Here is a 23,407-nt window from a genome sequence, read left to right as displayed (position 1 = left end):
TTAAAGAAAAGGCAAACTACCCGAAACTTGCTAAGTTTAACCAGATCTGATAACGTGTTTATTTTATTTCGTCACCAATTAGTTTCCCTGCTTTTGCAAGGTCGGTGCTTCCATTCATATCGATCTGAAGGAAATAAGTCACTTGCCACTTTTGGGTTTTCGCGGCCTGTTTATTTGCTGCTATATCCCAGGGTGCATAAACCCTGATCCCCCTTTTACCTGCTATTCCGTTTGCAGCGATTATTTTATGGTGTACCAAAATTGCTTTTGGAAAAATAAATTGTCCGGATCGTTCAGCATCATTAACAGATATGACCAATAAATCAAATTCATCCTGATCAGTAAAGGGAGTCGTAATTCCAGCTTCATTCCTCTTCCAAATGCTTACAAATCGACCCGTTTTGGTTGGGGTGACTTTAGCAGTCCGGTGTTTGATTTTCAGGGCGTTTAATGTAAAAGTACAGGCGTTGTATTCCCGACCTTCATCCTCGATCTGCAAGTTATACATTTGATAACCCATCGGACTGTAAACTAAATCCAATGCAGTTTGTAATACAGATGAAATACGACCGGTGAGATTTTTTATCAGCATATTGGACTTATCAACTGGGAAAGAATTTATTGTTCGTCAATAATAGATTGCCCTTTCGATTGATCTCCTGATGTCCATTGCCAGGTTTCATGAAGTCTGATTTTGCCATTGGCCAATAGCTCAGGTTTTGAGCTACAGGTTCCAGTCATTAATTCGCCTTCCTGGTTTATTTGGTGATAGCGCATTTCGATGTTTCCTTCATGGTCTACCAAGCCAAGCAAATGGCCATAAACAATTTTTCCACCCTCGTATTCGGCGGTCAGGATATTTCCCCTTTGTTTATATTTGAAGATGGTTTCATTTGATGTTTCGCTATTTTCTGTAGTGTTTACAGGTTTAAAAAGCTTGTCATTATAATTGATCATAAGTCGATAAAACTAATCATCTCCGGTCGAATAAAAAAATACATAAGCTCTCACCCGTCGCGCTAATTCTTAGTGAAAATTAAATATTTCATACGGACTTAACCCAGGCTTTCTTCTCTTTTTACCAGGAGGTAGCTATCTTCATTTAGGGCTAAATAACCATATTCATAACAGAAGGTATAGGTATTGCCGTTTTGGGTTTCGTAACTGGAGGTATGGAATTCAAACTTAAAGCCAGCCGAAACAAGCTTTTTACCGGAAACCTTTGTTTTACCATTTGGATTTAGCGTAGCGAGAATAGCACGATTCTTTTTGAGTATATTATTTACCCGTTTAATCACGAGGTTATCCTCAGTATTTAAGCGATTGTTGTAATTGCTGCGGCAAGAATCATCGCAATATTTTTTATCAGCCCTGCCTCTTATCGGGCTTCCGCAGTCTAAGCATAAACGTTCCATAATAATTGCTTTTTTTATTATGGGATGATGACCTAATTTATAAAATAAAATAGTGAATAAAAAATAAATAGCTTTAATGATGCTTAAAGGTATATTATCCGTTTATAAACGTTTATAAACGGCTATAAATGTTTACCATCCGACTAATTTTTGACGCTGTTTGCAATTTTGTCCTGTCGGTTGTCGAGGTGATGACTGTTCGTTAAACATTTAGAAACTTAAATTTAAAAATTATGGAAAGTGCAGTTAACAAAGTAGTATTAAGCGGATTTGCAGGAGCAGATGCAGAGGTTAAAAATTTTGGAAGTCAAAAATTAGCTAAGGTTAATCTGGCAATAAACGAAAACTACAGAAATTCATCCGGAGAGGAAGTAAAAAGAGTACAATGGTTTAATTTAATTTTTTGGAATGCGAAAGCCGAACTTGCCGAAGCGCAGGTTAAAAAGGGGACGGCTTTAACCATTGAAGGTAGATTGCAAACCAATAGTTATGATGGGGCAGACGGGAAGAAACGCTATGCAATCGAAATCGTTGTCGGCGATGTCGTGATTAAGGAAAAAGAAAAGAAAGAAATGTTTTAGTTTATAGCAAAATCGCATCATATAGACAGATCATTTATATGATGCGATTTAGCAATTACAATTTAACAGCAAGGCCTGTATAAAAATTAATGCCTGGGGCTGTGTTAAAATATCTTCCGTTTGCCGCGTTTAAATCGTTGCCTAAACTGTATTGTACATTCAGCAGGTTATTTACTCCTGCAAAAAGAACTAAACGGATTTTGTTTATCTTTAAATTTCTGACACCAAATTTGCCTTCAACCAAATGATATCTGTTCGCAAAGACGGTATTGGCATCATTCAAAGGGATTGAAGAGGTATAATTATGTTGCACAAAAAGGTAAATTGCTTTTGGAAAGTCAAATTCTAAACTATTGATTAAGACGTTTTCTGGAACTCCTGTAAGTTTATTGCCATCAAAAACATTCATACCACTTGTAAAATTTTCGAATCTAAAATGGTTATAAGTGTAATTAGCTCTCCATTGTAAGCCGGTTAAAAATGATGGGTTATTTCTGATTATCCAAATGGCAGTTTCCAGTTCAAATCCTTGTTGCCTGGTTCCGCCGGCATTGGTAAAGTATTCCGTGTCGTTTTGATTTAACCTTCTGACAATAGCATCTTTCAAATGATAAGTGAATAGGTTAGCACTGGTGTAAAAGCGGTTGTTTTTGGCTTTATAACGTAAACCCAATTCATAGTTCCAGCCAAGCTCGGCCTGCAGGTCATTATTGATATTATTATCTGACGCCCTTACTTCCGCAATAGTTGGTGGCGAATAGCCCTTACTGACCGAAGCCCTGGCCGAAAAATCAGAAGTGATCAGATAAGATACTGCTGCCTTTGGCATAAACTGGGCATTGAATTTTCTTTGCTTAGTGGCCACAACATTCGGAAAATAACTCTCGTAATGGTATCTGTAAAAGTTTAAACTCGACGCAAGTTCGATCAGAAGTTTGTTATTAATATCGAAATTTAACCTCAGATAAGCAAAATCCTGTCCTGCCTTTAACTGATCAGAAGCTTGTAGAGCAGTAGCTTCTCCGCCATTATTATTAAAGTTTTTGATCTGGCTTTTAGTACCTGAACTTTCTAACCCGATCTGTGCATTAAGCCTTATGTTTTCTTTAACCTGTGCATAATCCAGAAATGTCCTTAAACCGAGTGTACTTTCATAGCGTTTTTCATAATTGGTAATAAAAGGATTTTTAAAGTCGGTATAAGAAGTAAATAAAGCAATTACGTGTTTTAAGCGTTTGCTGATCTGATAAGAGTTGGATATTCCCCCAAAAATGGTTTTGTTGTAGATAGCAGCTTGCTGCGAAAGGGCGCCAGGTAAAGTAGCGGTTGCCGGACGTGCCAGTCTAGGATTTTGATCTAACTGCGAAGCCGTTAATCCTCCTGGTGTCTGGTACGTTAAATCGCTATAAAAAGCAAAAGCCTTTAAACTCCCCGCATTGCTATAATCCCATTGCTGCAAGGTTTGAAAATATTTTCTGTCCATTGCACTGTTTTGCCGATAGCCATCACTTCGCTGATAGCCTTCATTAACACTAAAGCTGTATTTTTTATACTGCTGCCTGATTGATGCATTTTGATGGAAGAGGCCATAAGAACCACCAGTGGCAGACACATTTATCTCATTGTTGTTGATGGTAAAAGGATTAATTAAAATGGCGCCACCGGTATTTGCTCCAAAGATATTGGCTTCCGGACCCTTATAAATTTCCATTGTACCTATTGCGGAAGCATCTAGTAAATTCAAGTAAGTATTTCCTCCTGCATCAGTTAATGGAAAATCATCAATATAAATTTTTACATTTCTTATGCCGAAAGGGGAGCGAAGTAAACTGCCCCGAAGTGACAGGCGATAGCTCCCTGGTGAGCGTTCCTCCATGCGTACTCCTGGTACGGTGTTTAACATACTCACTAATGAGCTGTTCGGTTGATTTTTTATCAAACTGCTATCTATCAGGTTTACAGCTGATACTGATCTGAGTAAAGTTTGGTGGTTATAATAGCCTTTTACGGTAACTTCTTCGAGTTTTTTGATCGAATCGGGTTTGATGTGCTGCGCTAAGGCAGTAGAAAAGAATAGGGTAAACAGTAAGGTAAAGTTCGATTTCAAATTGGGAAAAGTTAGTGTTAAGCCACAGATTAGCGAATAAATTTACTGCATATTCTGATAATCTGTGGCTAATTTTAAATTATTTTGCAGCTACTTTCCAAATTACACCGCTCACATCGTCTGCCACCAATAAAGCACCGTCAGGCGTTAAGGTAATGCCAACCGGACGGCCATAAACTTCTGCCTTTTCCTCATCAGCAATAAAACCGGTTAAAAAATCTTCCGGTTTTCCAATTGGTTTTCCATTTTTAAAAGGTACGAAAGCTACTTTATATCCAGAAATAGCCGATCGGTTCCATGAACCATGCTGGCCTATAAACGCACCTCCCTGATATTTCTGCGGGAATTTTTTGTCTTTATAGAAAGCCAGCCCTAATGATGCCGTATGTGCACCAACCGCCACATCCGGAGCAATTGCTTTTTTAACCATTTCCGGGTTCTGTCCTTTTAAGCGGGGATCTTCATTCTGACCATAATAGGAATATGGCCAACCGTAAAATGCACCTTGTTTAACACTTGTGATGTAATCTGGAACGAGATCGTCGCCTAATCCATCGCGTTCGTTGACCGCTGTCCACAGCATATTTGTTTCTGGTGCCCAGTCTATCCCGACAGGATTCCGCAAACCGCTGGCATAAATCTTTTCACCGGTTCCATCAGGATTAATTTCTAAGATATTGGCCCTTCTTACCTCATTTTCCATTCCATTTTCACCGATGTTGCTGCCCGATCCGACAGTTACATAAATCTTGCTTTTATCTGCATTGGCAATCAGATTCCTTGTCCAGTGGTTATTATAACCACCAGCAGGAAGGCTCAAAATCTTTTTACCTGTGGCAGTTATTTTGGTATCGCCTTGTTTATAAGGATATTGCCAGATGCCATCGGTATTAGCGACATAAAATGAATTGCCAATAATCAGCATGCCGAAAGGCTGGTTCAGGCCATTTAAAAAAGTGGTCACCATTTCGGGTTTACCATCCTTATTTTCATCACGATAGAGAAGGATGGTATTGGCGCTTTTTCCTGGTACTTCTGACTTTGCTTTGCCCGTTACCTTATTGGCCACCGCTTCGACAGTACTTCTCTCTGAGTTGGAAAGTGCTACCAATACATCGCCATTTGGTGTGATGTAGGTGTTGCGTGGGCTTTTAATGTTGGCTGCAAATTTCGTAACCACAAAGCCTTCAGGCGCAACAGGTGTTTTCCCGTCAGGCCAGCCAATTACTTTGCTGAATTTGTTTTTGGCCGCATTGGTATCTGGTGCAGGCAAATCTACCGCTCCGATTTTGGTAGTTACCGTAGTATCTTCTCCTTGTTTTTGCGAATTCGAATTGGATTGACATCCAAACAGGAAGGCAGTAGAAAGTACTGATGCGTAAAAAATCTTATTTTTCATGTTAACCGGTTTTTGATTAAGGTTTTTATCTTAAAAAGATAACATCGAAAAAGGAGAGAAGTTTTTAGCGCAAGCATAATTGCCCAAGGCTTAAATAATAAAAGGAAAGCACCCGAGAGCACCTTCCTGGAGAGCGCATATTATTTTCCCTGTTAATAACGGCAGGAAAGTACCTTTATGGCATACATTTAAATTGAAATCGTTGTTTGGTGTACAAGAACGGACAACAAAAAGGCGTTATTTTTAGCTTAAGGTATTAAACATTAGGTTCCGGTTATTCATTTGAAAGCGATTATAAAAACTAAATTACGAACATTAACCTAATGTTTTAGTTAAATTTTGTTAAATTCAAGGTTGATTTTTTTTAGCCTTATCTAACCAAATTTTCCTGTAATTTTTGCTCAATATCTTTGGCATTTAAAATCAGCGCAGAAAATTGCGGATCTGATTTCACCAGTAGAAATTTTCCGTTTGGAAGGATAATAGCTGAAGTTCCGCAGGTAGTAACCTCTTTAAATAATAATTTTCTAAGGAAGCCCGAATCAGTTTCAATTTCTAAACCCTTCGATTTAATCGGGCTGAAACTTTCTCCCGGTTCCCGGTATTGGTAAATAGCAACTTTTGGCCTGGCCTCCGCTTTTTCCTGAATGTTTTTTTGAAAGGCCCACCTCACATTGTTCAGGAATTCTGCGTTTTGGTAGCTAAGGTCATTCCAGCAAACGTCTTTATTGAAATCGTATTTAATAATGATGGTATCTTTTAGACTGAGCCTTTCGTTTTGTTTTAAGAAAGTATGCAGCGAATCGATTTGTGTTTCAGATAATGTACCCGCCTGATAACGTTTACTTTCGTCAACATACAATTTCGGAGAACAGGCGTATATAAAGATGGAGAGTAGAAGAAGGCTAAATAATGGTGATCTGATTTTAGTAAGATTTTTCATTTGTGTGAGCATTATATTGTCGGATAAATTTAGAACTAAAAATTTATCCGACAATATCTTTCAGTAGAAATTTTAAACCTTGCTAGGCGCAGCGAAACGCCCGCCTGTGCAGGCGGGGATAAATTCAGCTTTATAGATTTCCCGACTACGTTGCTCTCCGCTCGAGACGGCGTCTATGGGAGTAATCTTTACAATTTTAAGTCGTTTATATTTTTATGAAATAAATTTAAACCCGAAATGATGACTGCGGGATTAACTTAACCTTTCAAAATCTTCGCTTTCTCTGCATCAAATTCTTCCTGTGATAAAATTCCGGCATCTAATAATTCTTTTAAATCCAATAAGGCTTGCTTTTTAGTTGCTATATCGTTTTTCGGAACTTCAACAACATTTTCTGCAGATTTTATATTTGAAGCCTGAACGTATGGATTAGCGGCAGGACCGTATTTTAAAAGGAGCTCCGTAATTTCATTAAAGCCTTTAATATTCGAATAATCAATGGCTTTTTGCTCTTTCACATTTACAATAGATGGATCCGCAGATTTTTCGAGCAAAAACTTAACGGCATCTTTTTTACCATTTGCTGCGGCATAATGTAGTGCTGTGTTCCCGCTTTCATCCTGAATATTTACGTTTGCACCTTTCTCTATCAGCAGCTTTAACATGCTCAAATGTCCACTTTTCGCGGCTACATGTAACATGCTTTCGCCTCCGTAATTGTAATTGTTATCAAAAGAGAAACTGGCCGAAATGGATATGTTGTTAGCTGTTTCTACCCACTCCAGATACGAATACATGGAATCATCGTTGCCAGAAATAGGCTTGGAGTAATTTACATCCACACCATTGGCCAAAAATAAATCAACAATCTCTTTTTGATTATTGGCACAGGCATACCAGATCGGCGACAAGCCATTTTTTGAAGATACAAAAACATCTGAACCTTTTTCAACCAATGTTTTGGTTAACATCCGGTTAGCATCGTAACAGGCCAGCAAAAGTGCTGATTCACCAGCATGGTTAACGTGGTTGATGTTGGCGCCCTTATCAATTAATAGCTCAACCATTGGCACATTTTTAGATTTAACCGCAAAAACCAGTGGCGAATCGCCATTTTTATTGGTGGTATTAATATTGGCACCAAAATCCAATAATTTTTGTACAACTTCTTTGTTTCTCCAGGCCGATGCGATAAGCAGGGGCGTTTCTGCCTCGTTATTTTCATTGTCAACATCCAGGCCCTTATCAAGCAACTTTTCTAAAACTTCAATCTGTCCGTTTTGGGCAGTTAAATGCAATAAACTATTTCCTTTAAGGTCTTTAATGTCAACCCTTGCTCCTTTATCTAATAGGTACAGCGCGGTTTGTTTCTGTTTTTGCAGGCAGGCAAAATAAAAAGGTGTTTCCCCGTCGTGGTCTTCGTAATCTAAATCTGCACCGCGTTCGATTAAAATTTTTACCAGATCTAAGTAGCCATGATGTGCAGCGTAATGCAATGCAGTTCGGCCTTTCTCATCCGTATAACCTACTTCTACTTCATTATTGGTCAATAAAAGTTCGGCGATTTTCCGTTTGCCGCTTTCGCAGGCAATAATAAATGACATCGACATATTAAGATTGTTTCATGAGTAGTTCAACAGTTTTTATTTTCAGGTTATCATCCGATGCCAGCATTAAAGCTGTTTGATCCTTATCATTGCTCAGGTTGGTATCAGCGCCATTTTCGATCAGGAGTTTCACTTTCCGGTAAGTTTCTTTTGCTTTTTCAGGCTCATAGTTTACATTATATGCGCAAACTTTGTGCAGCAAGGTATAACCCTTGTCATCAGTTCTGTTAATATCTACCTGTCCGCTTTCTAAAACGGCCTCCAAAATACCGGCTTTTTTCTCGGCGATTACATCTAAAGGAATTTTATCTGCACCATACCAGGCACTGGGTTGATATAAATCGGCACCATCATTTAACAGTTTTTTAAGGAAGCTGATTCCGCTTTCACTTTCCGACATCATACGAACATATTCAAACAACAGTGTTTCTCCTTTTTTATTTACCTGATCAAATGCCGGAGCGTCAAAATTGCGAAGGGTATCGTACATGTTTTCGCTTTGGGCATGTGCTACAGCATAGAAGAATGCCGAATTACCATCGCGGTCGGTATGGTTCGGATCTGCACCCTTTTCGAGCAAGTATTCGATTAAATTTTTCTTGTTAAACTTTATTGCAATAATTAAAGGGGTTTCCTGTACAATATTACCTTCATTGATATCAACACCATCATTAATAAGGATGTCGATATATCCTTTTAATAAATCAGTAGTTTGTTCATCGTTCAGGTTATACCGGCGCAAATTGCTTTTTACTACCTGGTGGATATAGTTTTCTTCTGCATTGTTTTTAAAATTTACATTGCATCCGGCGTCGATACAGGCTTTGATTACACCTAAATCAACACCATTTTCTAAAAGATAACCCAATAAGGTTTTTGCATTCACTTCATCGTTCAGGTTATCGAAATGGCCAATAAATTCGTTGAAGAAACTGATATCTTCCTCATCATTGCCGAGATTGCGGACAATACTCTGGAAAATGCTTTTATCAAAATTGTCGAATTCATAAATGTCGGTTTCGATGGTTTTATCTTTCACCATCATATTCAGGATTTCGTACTGTTTCTCTTTAATAAGGTTATCGAAAATGGATGACTTCTGATAGTCCTGCAGGTTTTTGGAGAGTTTTTCGCCGTTTTGCATGAAGCTTTTGGCTTCGTCAAATTTCCGGGCATTTAATAGTTGATCTAAGGTCGTTTCGCTCATTTCAATTAAAATATTTAAAATAGATAGTTACTGGCAGTTTCTGCTACAAAAGTTTAGCCAAAGAATTTGAGCAATTTAAAATAATTGAGAATGTTGCAGTAAATCAGAATGATAAAGAATTGATGTTAGTTGCTTTTTTGGAAAGCAATTGCAGCATTCCATAGGTTAATATCTTCCTGCTCTACCTTCTGCCATGAAAAATGGCATTCGTTCGATCAGGTTTAGCCTGGTTGTTTTTCTGCTGCTATGCCAGATTTCCGTGCCAGAGACCTAAGTTTATAGCCCTGATCGGAGCGGGCATCCCGGCTTTTCGCCGGGATAAAGCGGAGAGCAGGAATAACATTAAAAAATGCGAATGACCCTGCGCTCCAAATACCGGCCATCTTAAATTTATGATTCCTGTTTTTAGAAAAGCAATTGTAGTATTCCATTTGTTATTTTCTTCCTGCTCTACCTCCTGCCATGAAAAATGGCATTCGTTCGATCAGGTTTAGCCTGGTTGTTTTTCTGCTACTATGCCGATTTTCCGTAGCACAAACCAAAGTTTCTAGCCCTGATCGGAGCGGGCATCCCGGCTTTTCGCCGGAATAAAGCGGAGCGCAGGAATAACATTAAAAAATGCGAATGACCCTGCGCTCCAAAAAAAGATATCATCTTTTTACATCTTTTTACGCTATAGTGGATTATGGATTTTTAATAAATGAATTGCACATCCAAACCATAAATAACATTACTGTGTTCCTTAATTCATTCGATTATTTTATCTTTAGGCGATTTTAAAAAGATTGGTTTGCAATGCAATAAACCGATCGAATAATTAAACTTAATAAGCAAAATCAATATAACATGTCAAATACATCAAAAATTATCTACACCAAAACCGATGAGGCGCCAATGCTGGCAACCTACTCACTTTTACCTATCGTACAAGCTTTCACTGCGTCAGCGGGTATTGATGTAGAAACCAGAGATATTTCTTTAGCAGGAAGAATTTTGGCCAACTTTCCGGAGTATTTAAAAGACGATCAAAAAATTGGTGATGCACTGGCAGAGCTTGGTACTTTAGCAACCACGCCAGAAGCAAACATTATCAAATTACCAAATATTTCTGCTTCTATCCCACAACTGGTAGGTGCAATAACCGAACTTCAGTCGCAGGGCTTTGCTCTTCCAAATTATCCTGATAATGCACAAAGCGATGAAGAAAAAGCAATAAAAGCTAAATATGCCAAAGTTTTAGGATCGGCTGTAAACCCGGTTTTACGTGAAGGTAACTCCGATCGCAGAGCGCCTAAAGCGGTTAAAAATTACGCTAAACAAAACCCGCACTCCATGGGTAAATGGTCTGCAGATTCGAAAACCAGAGTAGCCAGCATGACTGAAGGCGATTTCTATGGTTCAGAAAAGTCGACTACTGTTGCTGAAGCAAGTCAGTTTAAAATAGAATTTGTGGCTGCTGATGGTACTGTAACCGAATTAAAAGGTTTATCGCCATTAAAAGCAGGAGAAGTGATTGATAGCTCGGCATTGAGCTTATCTGCTTTGAAAACTTTTGTAGCTAAAGAAATTGCTGAAGCCAAGGCCGCTGGTGTTTTATTATCTGCACACTTAAAGGCAACCATGATGAAGGTTTCTGATCCTATCATTTTCGGAGCCATTGTTGAGGTTTATTTTGCAGATGTTTTTGCCAAATATGCCGATCTTTTTAAAGAATTAAATATTGATACCCGCAACGGTTTAGGTGATGTGTATGCAAAAATTGCAGGCAACCCAAAACAGGCTGAAGTAGAAGCTGCATTAGCGCAGGCTATTGAAAATGGTCCCGCTTTGGCTATGGTTAATTCTGATAAAGGAATTACGAATTTACATGTGCCAAGTGATGTGATTGTTGATGCTTCTATGCCGGCAATGATCCGTACTTCTGGACAAATGTGGAATGCGGCAGGTAAACTTCAGGATACTATCGCTTTGATTCCAGATCGTTGTTATGCCGGTGTTTATACCGCAACCATCGATGACTGTAAAGCCCATGGCGCTTTCGATGTAACCACGATTGGTTCGGTACCAAATGTTGGTTTAATGGCACAGAAAGCTGAAGAATACGGTTCGCACGATAAAACTTTCCAGGCTACCGGCGCAGGAACTATCCGTGTTACTGATGCTGATGGTAAGGTATTTTTTGATCAGAAAGTAGAAAAGGGCGATATCTTCCGCATGTGCCAAACTAAGGATGCGCCAATCCAGGATTGGGTAAAATTAGCCGTAAACAGGGCGCGTTTGTCAGAAACGCCGGCAGTTTTCTGGTTAGATGAGCAAAGAGCACACGACAGAGAGATTATCGCTAAAGTAAATACTTATTTAAAAGATCACGATACCACAGGTTTAGATATTCGCATTTTAGCTCCGATCGAAGCTACTAAATTTACTTTGGAGCGTATCCGCAAAGGTTTAGATACCATTTCGGTTACCGGTAACGTACTGCGTGATTATCTGACAGATTTATTCCCGATTTTAGAATTAGGAACGTCTGCTAAAATGTTATCTATCGTTCCTTTGATGAACGGTGGCGGTTTGTTCGAAACCGGTGCCGGTGGTTCTGCGCCAAAACATATTGAGCAGTTTATTGAGGAAGGTTATTTGCGTTGGGATTCGTTAGGCGAGTTTCTGGCGCTTCAGGCTTCTTTAGAGCATTTATCGCAAACCCAAAATAACGCAAAAGCGCAGGTTTTGGCCGATGCTTTAGATGAGGCTAATGCTAAATTTTTGGCAACTGATAAATCACCTGGTAGAAAATTAGGTACCATCGATAACCGTGGTTCTCATTTCTATTTGGCATTATATTGGGCCGAAGCTTTGGCGGCACAAAGTAAAGATGCTGATTTACAAGCTAGATTTGCCCCATTGGCAAAAGCTTTGTTAGAAAATGAAGCAAAAATTAATGAAGAACTGATTGGTGCACAGGGTAAACCTCAAAACATTGGCGGTTACTATAACTCTGATGATGAATTAGCCAGCAAAGCGATGCGTCCAAGTGAAACATTAAATACGGCTTTGGCAAGTTTGTAAACCCAATTGTCAGCTTAACAGGCTTCCAGCATGGAAGTTGGCAACTCTTGAAATATTTAGCGTCCTGATGTAAAAATCGGGACGCTTTTTTGTGAGTTGTCAACTTTAATATGCCTTTTGTATGGAAGTTGACAACTCTTTTATATTGTTTCTTCCTGCGAGGCATCAACCGATAGAATAATGAGTTGGTTTTATCTCATACGTTCTTGAGCTTCGATTTGTTCATCATACCAAAATTTTTGAGTTGTATAGTCAAGGGGCCAATCTTGTTGAGCCTTGGCTTTTATTGAATTATTTTCGATAGTTAACATATATTCATAAGCATTAATTTGCTCATTAATCCAAAATTCCTGTGTGGTATAATCATCAGGCCAATCTTTTCTCGCTTTTGCCTTTAATTTTTGGATAATTTCTTCTTTTGCTACGTCAATCACGTCCTTTTCTGTATTTTTAACTGTTTCAGCTTTTATAGAAGGATTTGGTTGTTCTTTTTCAACTCTATTTTGAGTTTCCGTTTGGGGTTTAGCTTTATCACCTAAATTTGATAATACAATTGACGATATTATTATAGTTATTCCAATTTTCCATACTTTAGATATAGATGAGTTTTTCCATAAGGCATAAAGGCCCACAGGGAAAAAGATTATACATAAAATTATTGTTAACCAGGTTTTTTCGTACCAGGGATTTGAATTGCCGGGACGTGTAAAGTTTGGATTTAACTTTGTCTGGAAATCATCTGTTTGAAAAGACAATAAATTTGTTTCATATATTTTTGGTTGATTTTCAGATGATAATATTCTGGAGGTACTTGAAAGAATATTTTCAATGTTTTTCCTGTTTTTCCCCATGTCGAATGCTCCACCAAACATAATCCCTGTTTTAGGCGATGAGGTTATTTGAACTTTGGTTCTGTTTTCTGCAATCTCACTTAGTTGTATGGGTATATTTTCGCCCCAACTGTATAAGCTAACTCCTGCCTTTACCATAAACCGACCTTGTAGTTTATCTGCGTTTTCGATCTGTAATCCTTTAATTGTTGGAACTGCAATTAACATTGCTTCAAAAACTTTGTCTTTCGACATTGGAAATTCACTTTCCCCATTGTGATCTAAAAATGCCATAGTTTGTTTTTTGTTATTATATTCAAAACTATATACTTGATAATGATATATTTTACGGTTTTCCTTAGCAAAGGGCAGGTCTGGTTTAGCAGAAATGTGATAGATATTGTTTTTATAAAATATAAAATTGTTATTGCTCTCTGAAATCATCTATACAGATCCCTCCATTTCGCTGTGCTCCAGTCGGGATGACGACCGATGGGTAACAATTATTAGAGAAATAAAACGTGATTAAGATATATCAATCTCTATTAGTTAACCGACTTATAAATCGCATTTTCCATGCGTGAGGGATAGCAACGGAAAGCCCACAGCCATGAGGAACGAATGGCGAGGACTTGTAGTGTATAGCCCGACCCTTGCGCAGCTTGGGGCACGCCCAAATAATAACAGAATTTACGGTTAAAGAAAAACCATATCTATACCGCTTTGTTATACAGTATAAATTAAAGTAAACTTATATCATGGAAATTAACGAAAATAAAGGATCGCAGGATAAAATACATAGCACCACAGAAAATAGCGAAATTAATAAAGAGAATCTTGCTTATGATGAAACTAAGCAGAGTTTTGAACTCGATGTAAAGGGAACAGATAAAGAATACGATCATCCGATGGGATATGAAACGGTTGCAGCAGGTGCCAGAGATGATGATTCTACCTATGATGAGGCTAACCCTTATGTTGGCGATGAGTATGCGCGAAATGAGGAAATTGCTGAAGATAATTTAGAGGAACTCGGCATGCACGTAGATAATGGGGAAAGTGTAAAACTTAGTCCTGAAGATGAAATTCTTGCCCGTACACCAGAAGATAACCGTGACGATTTAGATGAAGAAGGTTATCCGGTTAATGATGCTGAGCAATAATTAACAGTATACAGTTTACAGTGGGCATCTTAAGGTTAAGTTTATCTAAAAGCTACCCACTGTAAACTGAAAATTGCCCACTGTAAACTGACTAAGGGTTAATGTCTAAATTAAATCTCCGGCGTAATTCGTCCAGCTTAGGATTTTTGTTTACCAGATAATCATATTTCTCCCGATTACCATAAAGCCTGTTTTCTATTTTACGTTCTACCAGTTTATAGGTAACCTCTATACCAAAGTTCCGGAGTTCGTTCCGTAAAAAATTTAAAAGCTCAACAGATTCCTGTTGCACAAGATGTTCCTGCGTTTTACTCTCTACCGAGATCTCAATCAGTTCGGGGTTTAGCAGGGTAGGGGCAAAATTGTTTAAAATGGTAAAAAGGTTAATTTTATCAGCAGCTTTAAGTTTTTGTGTATATATGCTCCAGATTTCCAGTAGGCGGTCATAGCTAAAAACCTCGCGGGCTTCACCGGTTGCTTTTTTTGGTCCTTTATCTTCTTCCTCCTGCGCAATGCGGTCGAAATCGTTTAAAGACGGAATTAGCATGCCCGTTGCTTTAGCCTTTGGGATATTGATGCTAATGGACGTTGCAGATGGAGGAGGAACACTCATCCGCGCGCTTTCTTTCGCTTTTTCTTCTAATGGGGCGGCGGGCTGAACCGGGATGTTAACGGTTGGTGTTGGTACTAAAACTATCTTTTCGCTTTCAGCTTTCAGTTTTGGGTTTTCGGCTGTTTCAGCTACGACATTAGTTTTTTTTTTATCCTGATCTGCGTCAGTTGCTGTGTTACTAGTGTTTAAAGGCTGTTGTGCTAGATTGACGACCGATCGGATATGGCACATTTTAATGAGTGCCAACTCTACCTGTAAACGCTGATTTTTAGAGTTCTTATAATTTAAATCGCAGGTATTGGCTAAATTCAATGCGGTTAACAGAAATGATAATTCGGTTTGCCTGCACTGCTCAAGATATTTTTGTTTAATATTTTCGCTAACTTCTAACAATTTAACGGTAGCGGCATCTTTACCTACTAATAAATTACGGAAGTGGCTGGCCAAACCATTGATGAAGTTGTTGCCATCAAAACCATTGTTCAGAATTTCATCGAACAAAAGCAGTGTCTGACTCACTTCTGCTGCGGTTAAATAGGAGGTAAGCTTGAAAAAATAGTCGTAATCTAAAATATTGAGGTTGTCAATTACCGCCTTATAGGTAATGTTCTTGTTTGCATAACTGGCAATCTGATCGAACATGGAAAGGGCATCACGTAATCCTCCATCTGCTTTTTGCGCAATAATGTGTAAACCATCGCTCTCGAAAGCAATATTTTCACGCTGAGCTATTTTTGACAGGTGATTTGCAATGTCTTCTACCTGGATACGGTTGAAATCAAAAATCTGACAACGCGATAAAATAGTTGGCAGGATTTTATGTTTTTCGGTTGTAGCCAGGATAAAAATAGCATAAGATGGTGGCTCTTCCAAAGTTTTCAGAAAGGCATTAAATGCACTTTGCGATAACATGTGAACCTCATCAATGATATAGATTTTGTATTTTCCCGCTTGTGGCGGTATTCTAACCTGCTCAATTAAACTACGGATATCATCAACAGAGTTGTTGGAGGCTGCATCTAATTCGTGTACATTAAATGAATGTCCGTTCTGGAAAGATTGGCAATTGTCACATTGGCCACAAGCTTCCATATCGGCTGTAGGGTTGGTACAGTTGATGGTTTTCGCGAGGATCCGTGCGCAGGTAGTTTTACCGACTCCGCGTGGTCCGCAAAATAAAAATGCCTGGGCAAGCTGGTTGTTTTTAATGGCATTTTTTAACGTGCCGGTAATATGCTGCTGACCAACAACGGTTTCGAAGGTGGCTGGGCGGTATTTACGGGCAGAAACGATAAAATTTTCCATCGGCACGAAAATAGGAAAAATTTAGGTGTTGTGAGATTGAAAAGTTGGAATGTGGAAAAGTTGAAATATTGAAATAGTTTATCAAAGATTACGTAACATTTAATAAGAGATTTTATCTAACCGTAAAGTTTTATATATGAGAATATTAATTTTTATTAGCGCGATAGTATTATCTTTTTCAGGCACTTCGAAGGCACAGGTTGATACTGTAAATGCACAAAACCATAAACTGGTCATGAGCAATCTGAAAGAGGGAAAAAACAGTTATTTGGTTTATATGACCGATTCTCTTGAAACAAAACGGACTGTCGGAGATATATGGGAAAGGACAACCACCTTTACAAAAAGGGATAAAAATGAAGTTGTGGAATTTGGTTGGAAATGGCTTCACAACGATTCTCTTTTCGCTACAATAACAAATATATGCGACCGTAAAACAATGTCTCCGATTTATCATTATGCCAATTATAAACGCAGGGGTATTTTGGCATATGATTATAAAAATGGCTTGATGCAGCCATCTGACACCGTAAAAAACAATGAGGCAACAAAAAGAGGTTCTGTTAAACTGGATATACCGGTTATTTCATGGGAGCTGGATTTGGAAACCTATGCCTTATTGCCAATTAAAAAAGTTGGTCAGCAGTTTGATATTTCCTTTTTCGATACCAACGAAAAGGCAGCCACCTACCATCGTTATGAAGTGGTCGGTAAAGATGATCTGAAATTGAATGCAGATTTAACAGCTAAATGCTGGCTGCTAAAAATTAATTATAGCCCGGATAGTTATGCCGTTTTCTGGCTAACCGAGAAATCAAAAGAGGTAATTAAAATGAAGGAATATTATAAAGGTAGCTATCGTATAAAAGTGAAGCAGTATTAATTATGCAGGTTATAAAACTGTTTATGGCTTGCTTCAAATGCATTAAAGTTGCCATAAGTGGTGCTATCTATTTTTACATATCATATCTTTCTGCAGTTATTTAATGATGTTTTTAACTGCGGTGAAAAATCGCTACCCTTCATGATAACAGCCTCATGTTTGGCCGGCATGTAGAATTAGGTTGATGATGATGGTGCATTATACTATTTTTTATGGTTTTTTTTTAAATGTTCCCATAATGGTTGATTTTAACAGGAACCGTAATGTTTGGCCGGTTTCAAAAATCTCGTTGCAGAACAGACGCCCATAAGTAATTAGTTTCTCTATTTTCTTATGGGCATTGTCATTTATTTTTGAAATTAATAAGTTTGTTCTCTACATATTGAGCATAAAAGCGATGCGCAGATAGTAATTATTATAGCTGGTAGCAGGAATTTATTCATCTCGCTATCTGCTTTTTTACAAGTATTTTTCCAATAGTTTTTTGACTTCTCCGTTATCCATAAATTTCAAAGCTGGGTTTACCACTTTACCTTCTTTATTGATCAATACCTGGTGCGGAATACCTGTAACTTTAAACTTATCAGCTAAATAACGCCATTCATCGCTTTTTAACCGATAATGCTGCCCTTTTATGGTAGGTACTAGATTTTGGTAGGTAGTTAAAGGGGAGCTTTCGTTAGTGATGTAAACAAATACCACATTCCTGTCTTTCATTTCTTCTTTTAAAGGTCTTATTTGAGCAATTCCATTAAGACAAGGGCCACACCAGGTTGCCCAAAAGTCAATTAAAATAACGTTGCCTTTATGTTTGCTAACAATAGTATCTAAAATTTTATCTGCTTCTACTTTTGGCGTTTCATTTACAAAATAACCCCCATTTTGTTTATTGGCGATAATCTGTTTTTGGGTCTCATTGTTTTTGAGCTTAATATAATCTTTTATAAATTGATTCCTGATATCTGATAGGGCGTAATCCAGATTGTCGTCCTGAATTGGAGAGAGTTCATCAACAATCGGCTCTGAAATATCCTGTGCCCTCATGATATCAAACAAAATCCCTTTGCTGATATTAAATGCTGAATCGATTTTTTTGAAGTAAAAGTCTGAAGCGTATTTATTGTTAAAGATTTTTATAAAATCACCACGTTTTTCGAGCCAGGCATCTTGTGTGGATTTATCCACGCTGTCTATATTTAACGAAAGTCCATCTGCTGAAATGAATTTTTCGAAAGATTTATCCAGATCGGTAAGTGTAATATTATTTTCTCTTAGCACACGAAACATCGCAGCATAATTATATGTATAGCTATAGCTTTCAGGTTTAATTCCCGGTAAAAATTTAAATCGGTTAATAAAAGTGTTGTAATCTGCACTGATTACTGAAAGTTCATCATTAATGATTTTCTTGTTGAAAAAATTATAGTAATCATTTGGGTATTTTTCGACCGCTTTTTTATTTTCTTTATCAGCTGATTCGTAATTCCAGTTATACTCAATGATATGGTTGGCATAGCTGCAGATGATATTTATTTTTTTGATCTGGTAAGCTTTCTCCGAAAGCATTCCCAATTGACGGATGGAATCTAACTTAGTAAGTTCAGTTTTTTGAAGGTTTAGTAAATAAGTTTTGTAATCGTTAGGTTTCATATTAACGATCTTCTTTTTCATATCATCGTAATTGAATAAATCAATTTTATTTAACAGGCTAAGATCTTCATTTAATTGCGCCAAAGGACCTTCATATATGAGTTCTTCATCGCCTAAAATGATAAACAAAGGTTTACCCGGTTCAAGGTAAATGTCGTTTACATTGAAGAGTCCTGACCTAAGAAAAACGGTTTCTGGATGATAGATTCCTACTTTAGTGGTGAAGTAACCGTTTGGCTGTATATTTATGATCTGATTTTCCTGTCCTCCCGTAATAATATTATCTATAGATAACATCATGGTTTTGATGCCTAGTTTGGGGCTGTAGTTTTTAATGTAACCACTAAAAGTTGCACTATCATTTTTAAAGATTGGAAGCTTATAAGTTTCTTTGCTGATCGTTCGTTTGCAATCAACTTGTTTTTTGCTCAGTTGGATGGTTTTATGATCAGCATTAAGGTTAATCCTCTCGTTTTTTAACTCATTAACCAAAAGTTGTCTGGTTTCTTTTCCATTAGCAATCAATATCGCCGTATTTGCAGTGTTTGTTTTAACGATATTTTTATACGACCAAACCTTGTTTTTGTAAACTACCTCTTTATTGAAAAATGCAATTTCGAGATCACCGGTGAGTTTATTAAACCAGCTTGAATACATAAACTTTGGAAGTAAAGTTCTGCTTTCCTGCAGGGCGATATCGTAAATTTTCCACGCATTATCGCCCGCTTCTCCATAATCAATGCTTGTTGCCTTTGCACTTACTTTTGGGAAAATAAGCTGATAAGATACTATGCCTGTTTTTGGCATAAAATATTGTGCTAATGGTATGCCAACCGTTTTTTTAATATAATGTTTAGTCGAACTGATATTGTCCTGTATGTAGGTGTCTTTTGGTATTCTAATCCACTGGCCAGCAGGGTAAGTGGTGGTAAACCATACTACGGTAGCGGTATCTGATATTACTATTTTTTTGATGTTCAGATTTTTTGCGGTGCTATTAAATCCAACAGAGGGATTGTTGATTGTTTTTTGAGCATGGAGGCTAAATGTAACTATGGACAGAAAAAAGGCCAGTGCGATTTTTTGATGGAGAGAACTGTTTTTCATTGCTTTAGATCGAAAAACAAGTATAACTAAAAAAACGGCTATTGCCTGTTAAATTCTGTTAAATAAGCAGTATGAATTATTTAATTACAGATTTCAATTCATTTCTGTATTCCGAAGCGCTTTTGCCCGTAAACTCTTTAAATAATTTATTAAAATGGCTAAAGTTATTGAATCCGCTTTCGTAAGAAATATTGGCAATGCTGGTCTGCTTTTCTGCCAAAAGTTTAGAGGCATGCACCACACGGTATTCGTTTACGAAATGGGTGAATGTTTTCTTCGTAATCTTTTTAAAATAACGGCAAAAGGATGGAACGGTCATGCTCGACATTTCGGCAACATACTGTAAACTGATCTGCTCCTGAAAATGATCTTTTACAAAATTAAAAATCATATTAATACGGTCGTTATCCTGCACCTGCATTTCCATCGAAAAACCATCGGCGTTTAATATTTTATAATCTTTAGCCAGTTCAAGTGCTTTTAAGACACTCAATAAGGTTAAAAGTCGCTCGAAAGGTAACTGCTCGTCCATCATTTCTATCCGGTGGCCAACTGCCAGCATGGTTTCCCTGCCAAAAGCTATTCCCGCCTTTGCTTTATCAAACAGGTCTTGTATGCCTCTGATTTCCTGCAGCCCCAAAAAAATACTGCCCAAAAAATCGGGTTTCATCTGGATGACGGTTTCGTTTTTGTTTCCTGTATTGGTGTCGGTGAAGCCGCAATGGGGCAGGTTGCTGCCAATTAAAATCAGGTCGCCTTCGGTATAATAGGAAACGTGACTTCCGATCTGTCTTTTTCCGGCACCGCCATTAACAAACACCATTTCAATTTCAGGATGGTAATGCCAGAGATGCGCCATGTTATTAGCATTCTCCATATATTTTGAATAATAAAATGAACTTCCGAAAGAAGGTTCAACAACCTCAAAGCTTGGCTTCATATTTTGCTGGATTACGTTTCTAAAATAAATAAAAAATATGCTTTATTATAGGTTTTGTTAAAATAACAGGTAATGGAGGGTAATATAGCATAGATATTGGAAAATATGCAATCACCTATCTTTCAACTGCCTCCGTACCTTAGTGGTGTCATATAATGATTAACTCTTTAAAAATATTGGTTATGAAAAAGTTCTTAAAAATCGGTTTAATAGCAGCGTTAATTTTTACTGCTACGGGTGTACACGCTAACGATGGTGATTTTACATTGAAGATAAAAGGTGAAAAGGAAAAATTCATCCGTTTCTCTGTAGATAAAGCAGAAAATATCAATTTATCATTAATTGATGCATACGATGAGGTTTTGTTTGAAGAAAGTATCCATGCTCCGGCGGCATCCAGCAAAATCTATGACCTGAATGAACTTCCCGATGGAAAGTATACGTTAAAGGCAGAATCGGATGTAAAGGTTGCTAAATATAATATTGTGATTAAAAATGGTGAAGCAATTGTTTCTGAGCCAAAGATATCTAACGTATTTAAACCTGTTTATACCAAAAAAGATCAGGTCATTACGCTTAATCTTGAAAACCTGGAAAACAATCCGGTAGAAGTTAGCGTGTATAACGAATACAATGATGTGGTTTATAATGAGGTGTTCAAGGATAAATCGCAACTGGTAAAAAAATTCAATATCAGCAAAACTGATTCTAAAGAATTAACCTTTGTGGTTAAATACAATGATGACAGTTTTGTAAAAACGATAGAAACGTATTAAAATCTTTACAGCTAATTGATCCAGGGAGATTGTCGGATAGACGAACTCCCTTTTTTATGGAAGATGGGTATGTGAGATGGATGATGTTGCAAGACTGCCATCGATAGATGAAATCTGATTACCTTTATGTAAGATGGGGTATTTAAGATGGATGATGTTGCAAGGCTGCTTTCGATGGATAAAATCTGATTACCTTTATGTAAGATGGGGTATGTAAGATGGATGATGTCGCAAGACTGCTTTCGATGGATAAAATGATTACCTTTATGTAAGATGGGGTATGTAAGATGGATGATGTTGCAAGACTCCTGTCGATAGATAAAAATCTGATTACCTTTATGTAAAATGGGCATGTAAGATGTTATGCGACTTTTTTTATTTTCATTTTCTTCTCTCAATTCGCTTTCCATCTTCCATTTTCCGTCTTCCCTTAACCATTTTCCTTCATCCATTTTCTTTCATCCGTTTTACCTCAATGTTTTTCAGGATATAAAATCCAATTAATCATTTGATTTTAAGAAATATATTATTACTTTTGCATCCCCGTAATATACCTCGGGATTAAAAAATTAAAAACATAATTATAACAATGAATCAGTACGAAACTGTTATCGTTCTAACCCCGTTGTTATCTGAAGAGGCTGCGAAAGAGGCATTAGCTAAATTCAAAGCAGTTCTAACTGATAACGGAGCCGAAATTATCCAGGAAGATAATTGGGGTTTGAGAAAATTAGCGTATCCAATTGCAAAAAAATCAAATGGATTCTTCAACTTAACTGAATACAAAGCTTCAGGAGATTTGATCGCAAAATTAGAGCTTGAATTAAAACGCGATGAGCGTGTGTTACGTTTCTTAACTATCCGTTTAGACAAACACGCTGTTGCTTACAATGAGAAAAAGCGTAGTGGTGCTTTTAACAAAAAAACTAAGGAGGTTGCAGCGTAATGGCAAGAGAACAAATACAATACGTAACTGCCCCTAAAGTAGAGGATAACCGTAAAAAATATTGCCGTTTCAAGAAAAACGGAATTAAATACATCGATTACAAGGATGCAAACTTCTTGTTGAAATTTATTAACGATCAAGGTAAATTGTTACCACGCCGTTTAACCGGTACTTCGTTAAAATTCCAACGTAAAGTGGCTCAGGCTGTTAAACGTGCCCGTCATATCGGTTTGTTACCTTTCGTTGCTGATCAATTAAAATAGGAGGCTAGAGATATGGAAATTATTTTAAAACAAGATATTAAAGGCCTTGGTGAGAAAGATGATGTAGTTACAGTAAAGCCAGGTTTTGGCCGTAACTATTTAATCCCTCAAGGATTTGCTGCATTAGCTACTTCTTCTGCTAAAAAAGTATTGGCAGAAAACTTAAAGCAAGCTGCTTTTAAACAAGATAAAATTAAGAAAGATGCTGAAGGTGTTGCTGAGCGTTTAGCTGAGGTTAAACTTTCAATCGGTGCCAAAGCAGGCGAAAGCGGAAAAATCTTCGGAGCGGTTAACACCATCCAGATTGCTGAAGCATTAAAAGCCCAAGGCTTTGATGTAGATCGTCGCCGTATTACTTTCGAAACTGAACCTAAGTTTGTTGGCGAATATGTTGCTAACTTAAACTTACACAAAGAAGTTAAAGTTCAGGTTCCTTTTGAAGTAATCGCTGAATAAGCATTCTTTAATCAATAAAAAAGGCCTCTTGATCAAATCAAGAGGCCTTTTTTATTGGATGTAAGAGGTAAGAATGTAAGATGGATGATGGTGAAGATTAATTTAGCCATAATTACTGATCTATTAAGTTTTATTCAATAAATTGTTTAA

Annotated in this window: 20 protein-coding genes; 8 read left to right on the top strand and 12 right to left on the bottom strand. The window is 37.5% G+C overall.

Translation table 11 applies throughout. The annotated features are described in order from the left end of the window. Positions 1-58: 58 nt before the first annotated feature. The 3 genes from DV942_RS06905 to DV942_RS06895 form a co-directional block, all read right to left on the bottom strand. On the bottom strand, positions 59-592 hold the full coding sequence (locus DV942_RS06905) for a MepB family protein (RefSeq protein WP_145856308.1): 534 nt from the start codon (positions 590-592) through the stop codon (positions 59-61). Between the two features lie 26 nt (positions 593-618). Next, positions 619-957, bottom strand: coding sequence for a n-acetylglutamate synthase (locus DV942_RS06900; RefSeq protein ID WP_090982602.1), 339 nt, complete (start codon positions 955-957; stop codon positions 619-621). 98 nt (positions 958-1,055) lie between these two features. Then, entirely contained in the window at positions 1,056-1,415 is a 360-nt protein-coding gene (locus tag DV942_RS06895) for a hypothetical protein (RefSeq protein WP_090982604.1), read from the bottom strand. A 233-nt stretch (positions 1,416-1,648) separates the two neighbouring features. Between DV942_RS06895 and DV942_RS06890 the strand changes: the two genes are divergently transcribed. Continuing rightward, the gene (locus tag DV942_RS06890; protein ID WP_090982605.1) at positions 1,649-1,996 is read left to right on the top strand and encodes a single-stranded DNA-binding protein; all 348 of its coding nucleotides are present in this window, start codon (positions 1,649-1,651) and stop codon (positions 1,994-1,996) included. 55 nt (positions 1,997-2,051) lie between these two features. Here the strand turns inward: DV942_RS06890 and DV942_RS06885 are convergent, their stop codons facing one another. The 5 genes from DV942_RS06885 to DV942_RS06865 all read right to left on the bottom strand — a co-directional run bounded on the left by DV942_RS06885 (position 2,052) and on the right by DV942_RS06865 (position 9,259). Further along, a complete protein-coding gene (locus DV942_RS06885) occupies positions 2,052-4,103 on the bottom strand; it encodes a TonB-dependent receptor (protein ID WP_145856306.1) in 2,052 nt (683 codons plus the stop codon). A gap of 79 nt (positions 4,104-4,182) precedes the next feature. Continuing rightward, the gene (locus DV942_RS06880; RefSeq protein WP_145856304.1) at positions 4,183-5,502 is read right to left on the bottom strand and encodes a PQQ-dependent sugar dehydrogenase; all 1,320 of its coding nucleotides are present in this window, start codon (positions 5,500-5,502) and stop codon (positions 4,183-4,185) included. 370 nt (positions 5,503-5,872) lie between these two features. Further along, positions 5,873-6,445: a hypothetical protein gene (locus DV942_RS06875; RefSeq protein ID WP_090982611.1), complete on the bottom strand. Its 573-nt coding sequence runs from the start codon at positions 6,443-6,445 to the stop codon at positions 5,873-5,875. Between the two features lie 257 nt (positions 6,446-6,702). Next, on the bottom strand, positions 6,703-8,055 hold the full coding sequence (locus DV942_RS06870) for an ankyrin repeat domain-containing protein (protein ID WP_145856302.1): 1,353 nt from the start codon (positions 8,053-8,055) through the stop codon (positions 6,703-6,705). Position 8,056: 1 nt separating this feature from the next. Beyond that, on the bottom strand, positions 8,057-9,259 hold the full coding sequence (locus DV942_RS06865; protein WP_145856300.1) for an ankyrin repeat domain-containing protein: 1,203 nt from the start codon (positions 9,257-9,259) through the stop codon (positions 8,057-8,059). Positions 9,260-10,105: 846 nt separating this feature from the next. Here DV942_RS06865 and DV942_RS06855 point away from each other — a divergent pair. Next, positions 10,106-12,325, top strand: coding sequence for an NADP-dependent isocitrate dehydrogenase (locus DV942_RS06855; protein ID WP_145856296.1), 2,220 nt, complete (start codon positions 10,106-10,108; stop codon positions 12,323-12,325). A gap of 191 nt (positions 12,326-12,516) precedes the next feature. Here the strand turns inward: DV942_RS06855 and DV942_RS06850 are convergent, their stop codons facing one another. Further along, complete coding sequence (locus DV942_RS06850; protein ID WP_145856294.1) at positions 12,517-13,599, bottom strand: hypothetical protein; 1,083 nt, start codon at positions 13,597-13,599, stop codon at positions 12,517-12,519. A gap of 314 nt (positions 13,600-13,913) precedes the next feature. Here DV942_RS06850 and DV942_RS06845 point away from each other — a divergent pair, with 314 nt between their 5' ends. Then, on the top strand, positions 13,914-14,318 hold the full coding sequence (locus DV942_RS06845) for a hypothetical protein (RefSeq protein WP_145856292.1): 405 nt from the start codon (positions 13,914-13,916) through the stop codon (positions 14,316-14,318). 91 nt (positions 14,319-14,409) lie between these two features. On the opposite strand, the gene DV942_RS06840 is transcribed toward DV942_RS06845, so the two are convergent. After that, a complete protein-coding gene (locus tag DV942_RS06840) occupies positions 14,410-16,236 on the bottom strand; it encodes a DNA polymerase III subunit gamma/tau (RefSeq protein WP_145856290.1) in 1,827 nt (608 codons plus the stop codon). A 136-nt stretch (positions 16,237-16,372) separates the two neighbouring features. On the opposite strand from DV942_RS06840, the gene DV942_RS06835 reads away from it, so the two are divergent. Then, on the top strand, positions 16,373-17,119 hold the full coding sequence (locus DV942_RS06835) for a DUF3108 domain-containing protein (protein ID WP_145856288.1): 747 nt from the start codon (positions 16,373-16,375) through the stop codon (positions 17,117-17,119). Positions 17,120-17,578: 459 nt separating this feature from the next. Here the strand turns inward: DV942_RS06835 and DV942_RS06830 are convergent, their stop codons facing one another. Together DV942_RS06830 and DV942_RS06825 are read right to left on the bottom strand one after the other, a co-directional pair. Further along, positions 17,579-19,876: a TlpA family protein disulfide reductase gene (locus tag DV942_RS06830; protein WP_145856287.1), complete on the bottom strand. Its 2,298-nt coding sequence runs from the start codon at positions 19,874-19,876 to the stop codon at positions 17,579-17,581. Between the two features lie 76 nt (positions 19,877-19,952). Further along, entirely contained in the window at positions 19,953-20,816 is an 864-nt protein-coding gene (locus tag DV942_RS06825; RefSeq protein WP_145856285.1) for an AraC family transcriptional regulator, read from the bottom strand. Between the two features lie 182 nt (positions 20,817-20,998). Here DV942_RS06825 and DV942_RS06820 point away from each other — a divergent pair, with 182 nt between their 5' ends. The 4 genes from DV942_RS06820 (at position 20,999) to rplI (ending at position 23,257) form a co-directional block, all read left to right on the top strand. Further along, the gene (locus DV942_RS06820; protein ID WP_145856283.1) at positions 20,999-21,592 is read left to right on the top strand and encodes a hypothetical protein; all 594 of its coding nucleotides are present in this window, start codon (positions 20,999-21,001) and stop codon (positions 21,590-21,592) included. A gap of 589 nt (positions 21,593-22,181) precedes the next feature. Further along, entirely contained in the window at positions 22,182-22,538 is a 357-nt protein-coding gene (gene rpsF / locus DV942_RS06815; protein ID WP_090982636.1) for a 30S ribosomal protein S6, read from the top strand. Further along, positions 22,538-22,801 (top strand): 30S ribosomal protein S18, encoded by a 264-nt coding sequence (gene rpsR, locus DV942_RS06810; RefSeq protein WP_010599582.1) that lies wholly within the window; start codon positions 22,538-22,540, stop codon positions 22,799-22,801. Before rpsF ends, rpsR begins: the two co-directional genes overlap by 1 nt. 12 nt (positions 22,802-22,813) lie before the next feature. Next, positions 22,814-23,257 (top strand): 50S ribosomal protein L9, encoded by a 444-nt coding sequence (gene rplI / locus DV942_RS06805; RefSeq protein WP_090982638.1) that lies wholly within the window; start codon positions 22,814-22,816, stop codon positions 23,255-23,257. The last annotated feature ends 150 nt before the right edge of the window (positions 23,258-23,407 follow it).

It is taken from the genome of Pedobacter suwonensis, assembly GCF_007833675.1.
GTDB lineage: Bacteria > Bacteroidota > Bacteroidia > Sphingobacteriales > Sphingobacteriaceae > Pedobacter > Pedobacter suwonensis.
The sequence above is the reverse complement of the archived record's forward strand: the minus strand, read 5'-3'. Positions and strand labels throughout refer to the sequence as shown.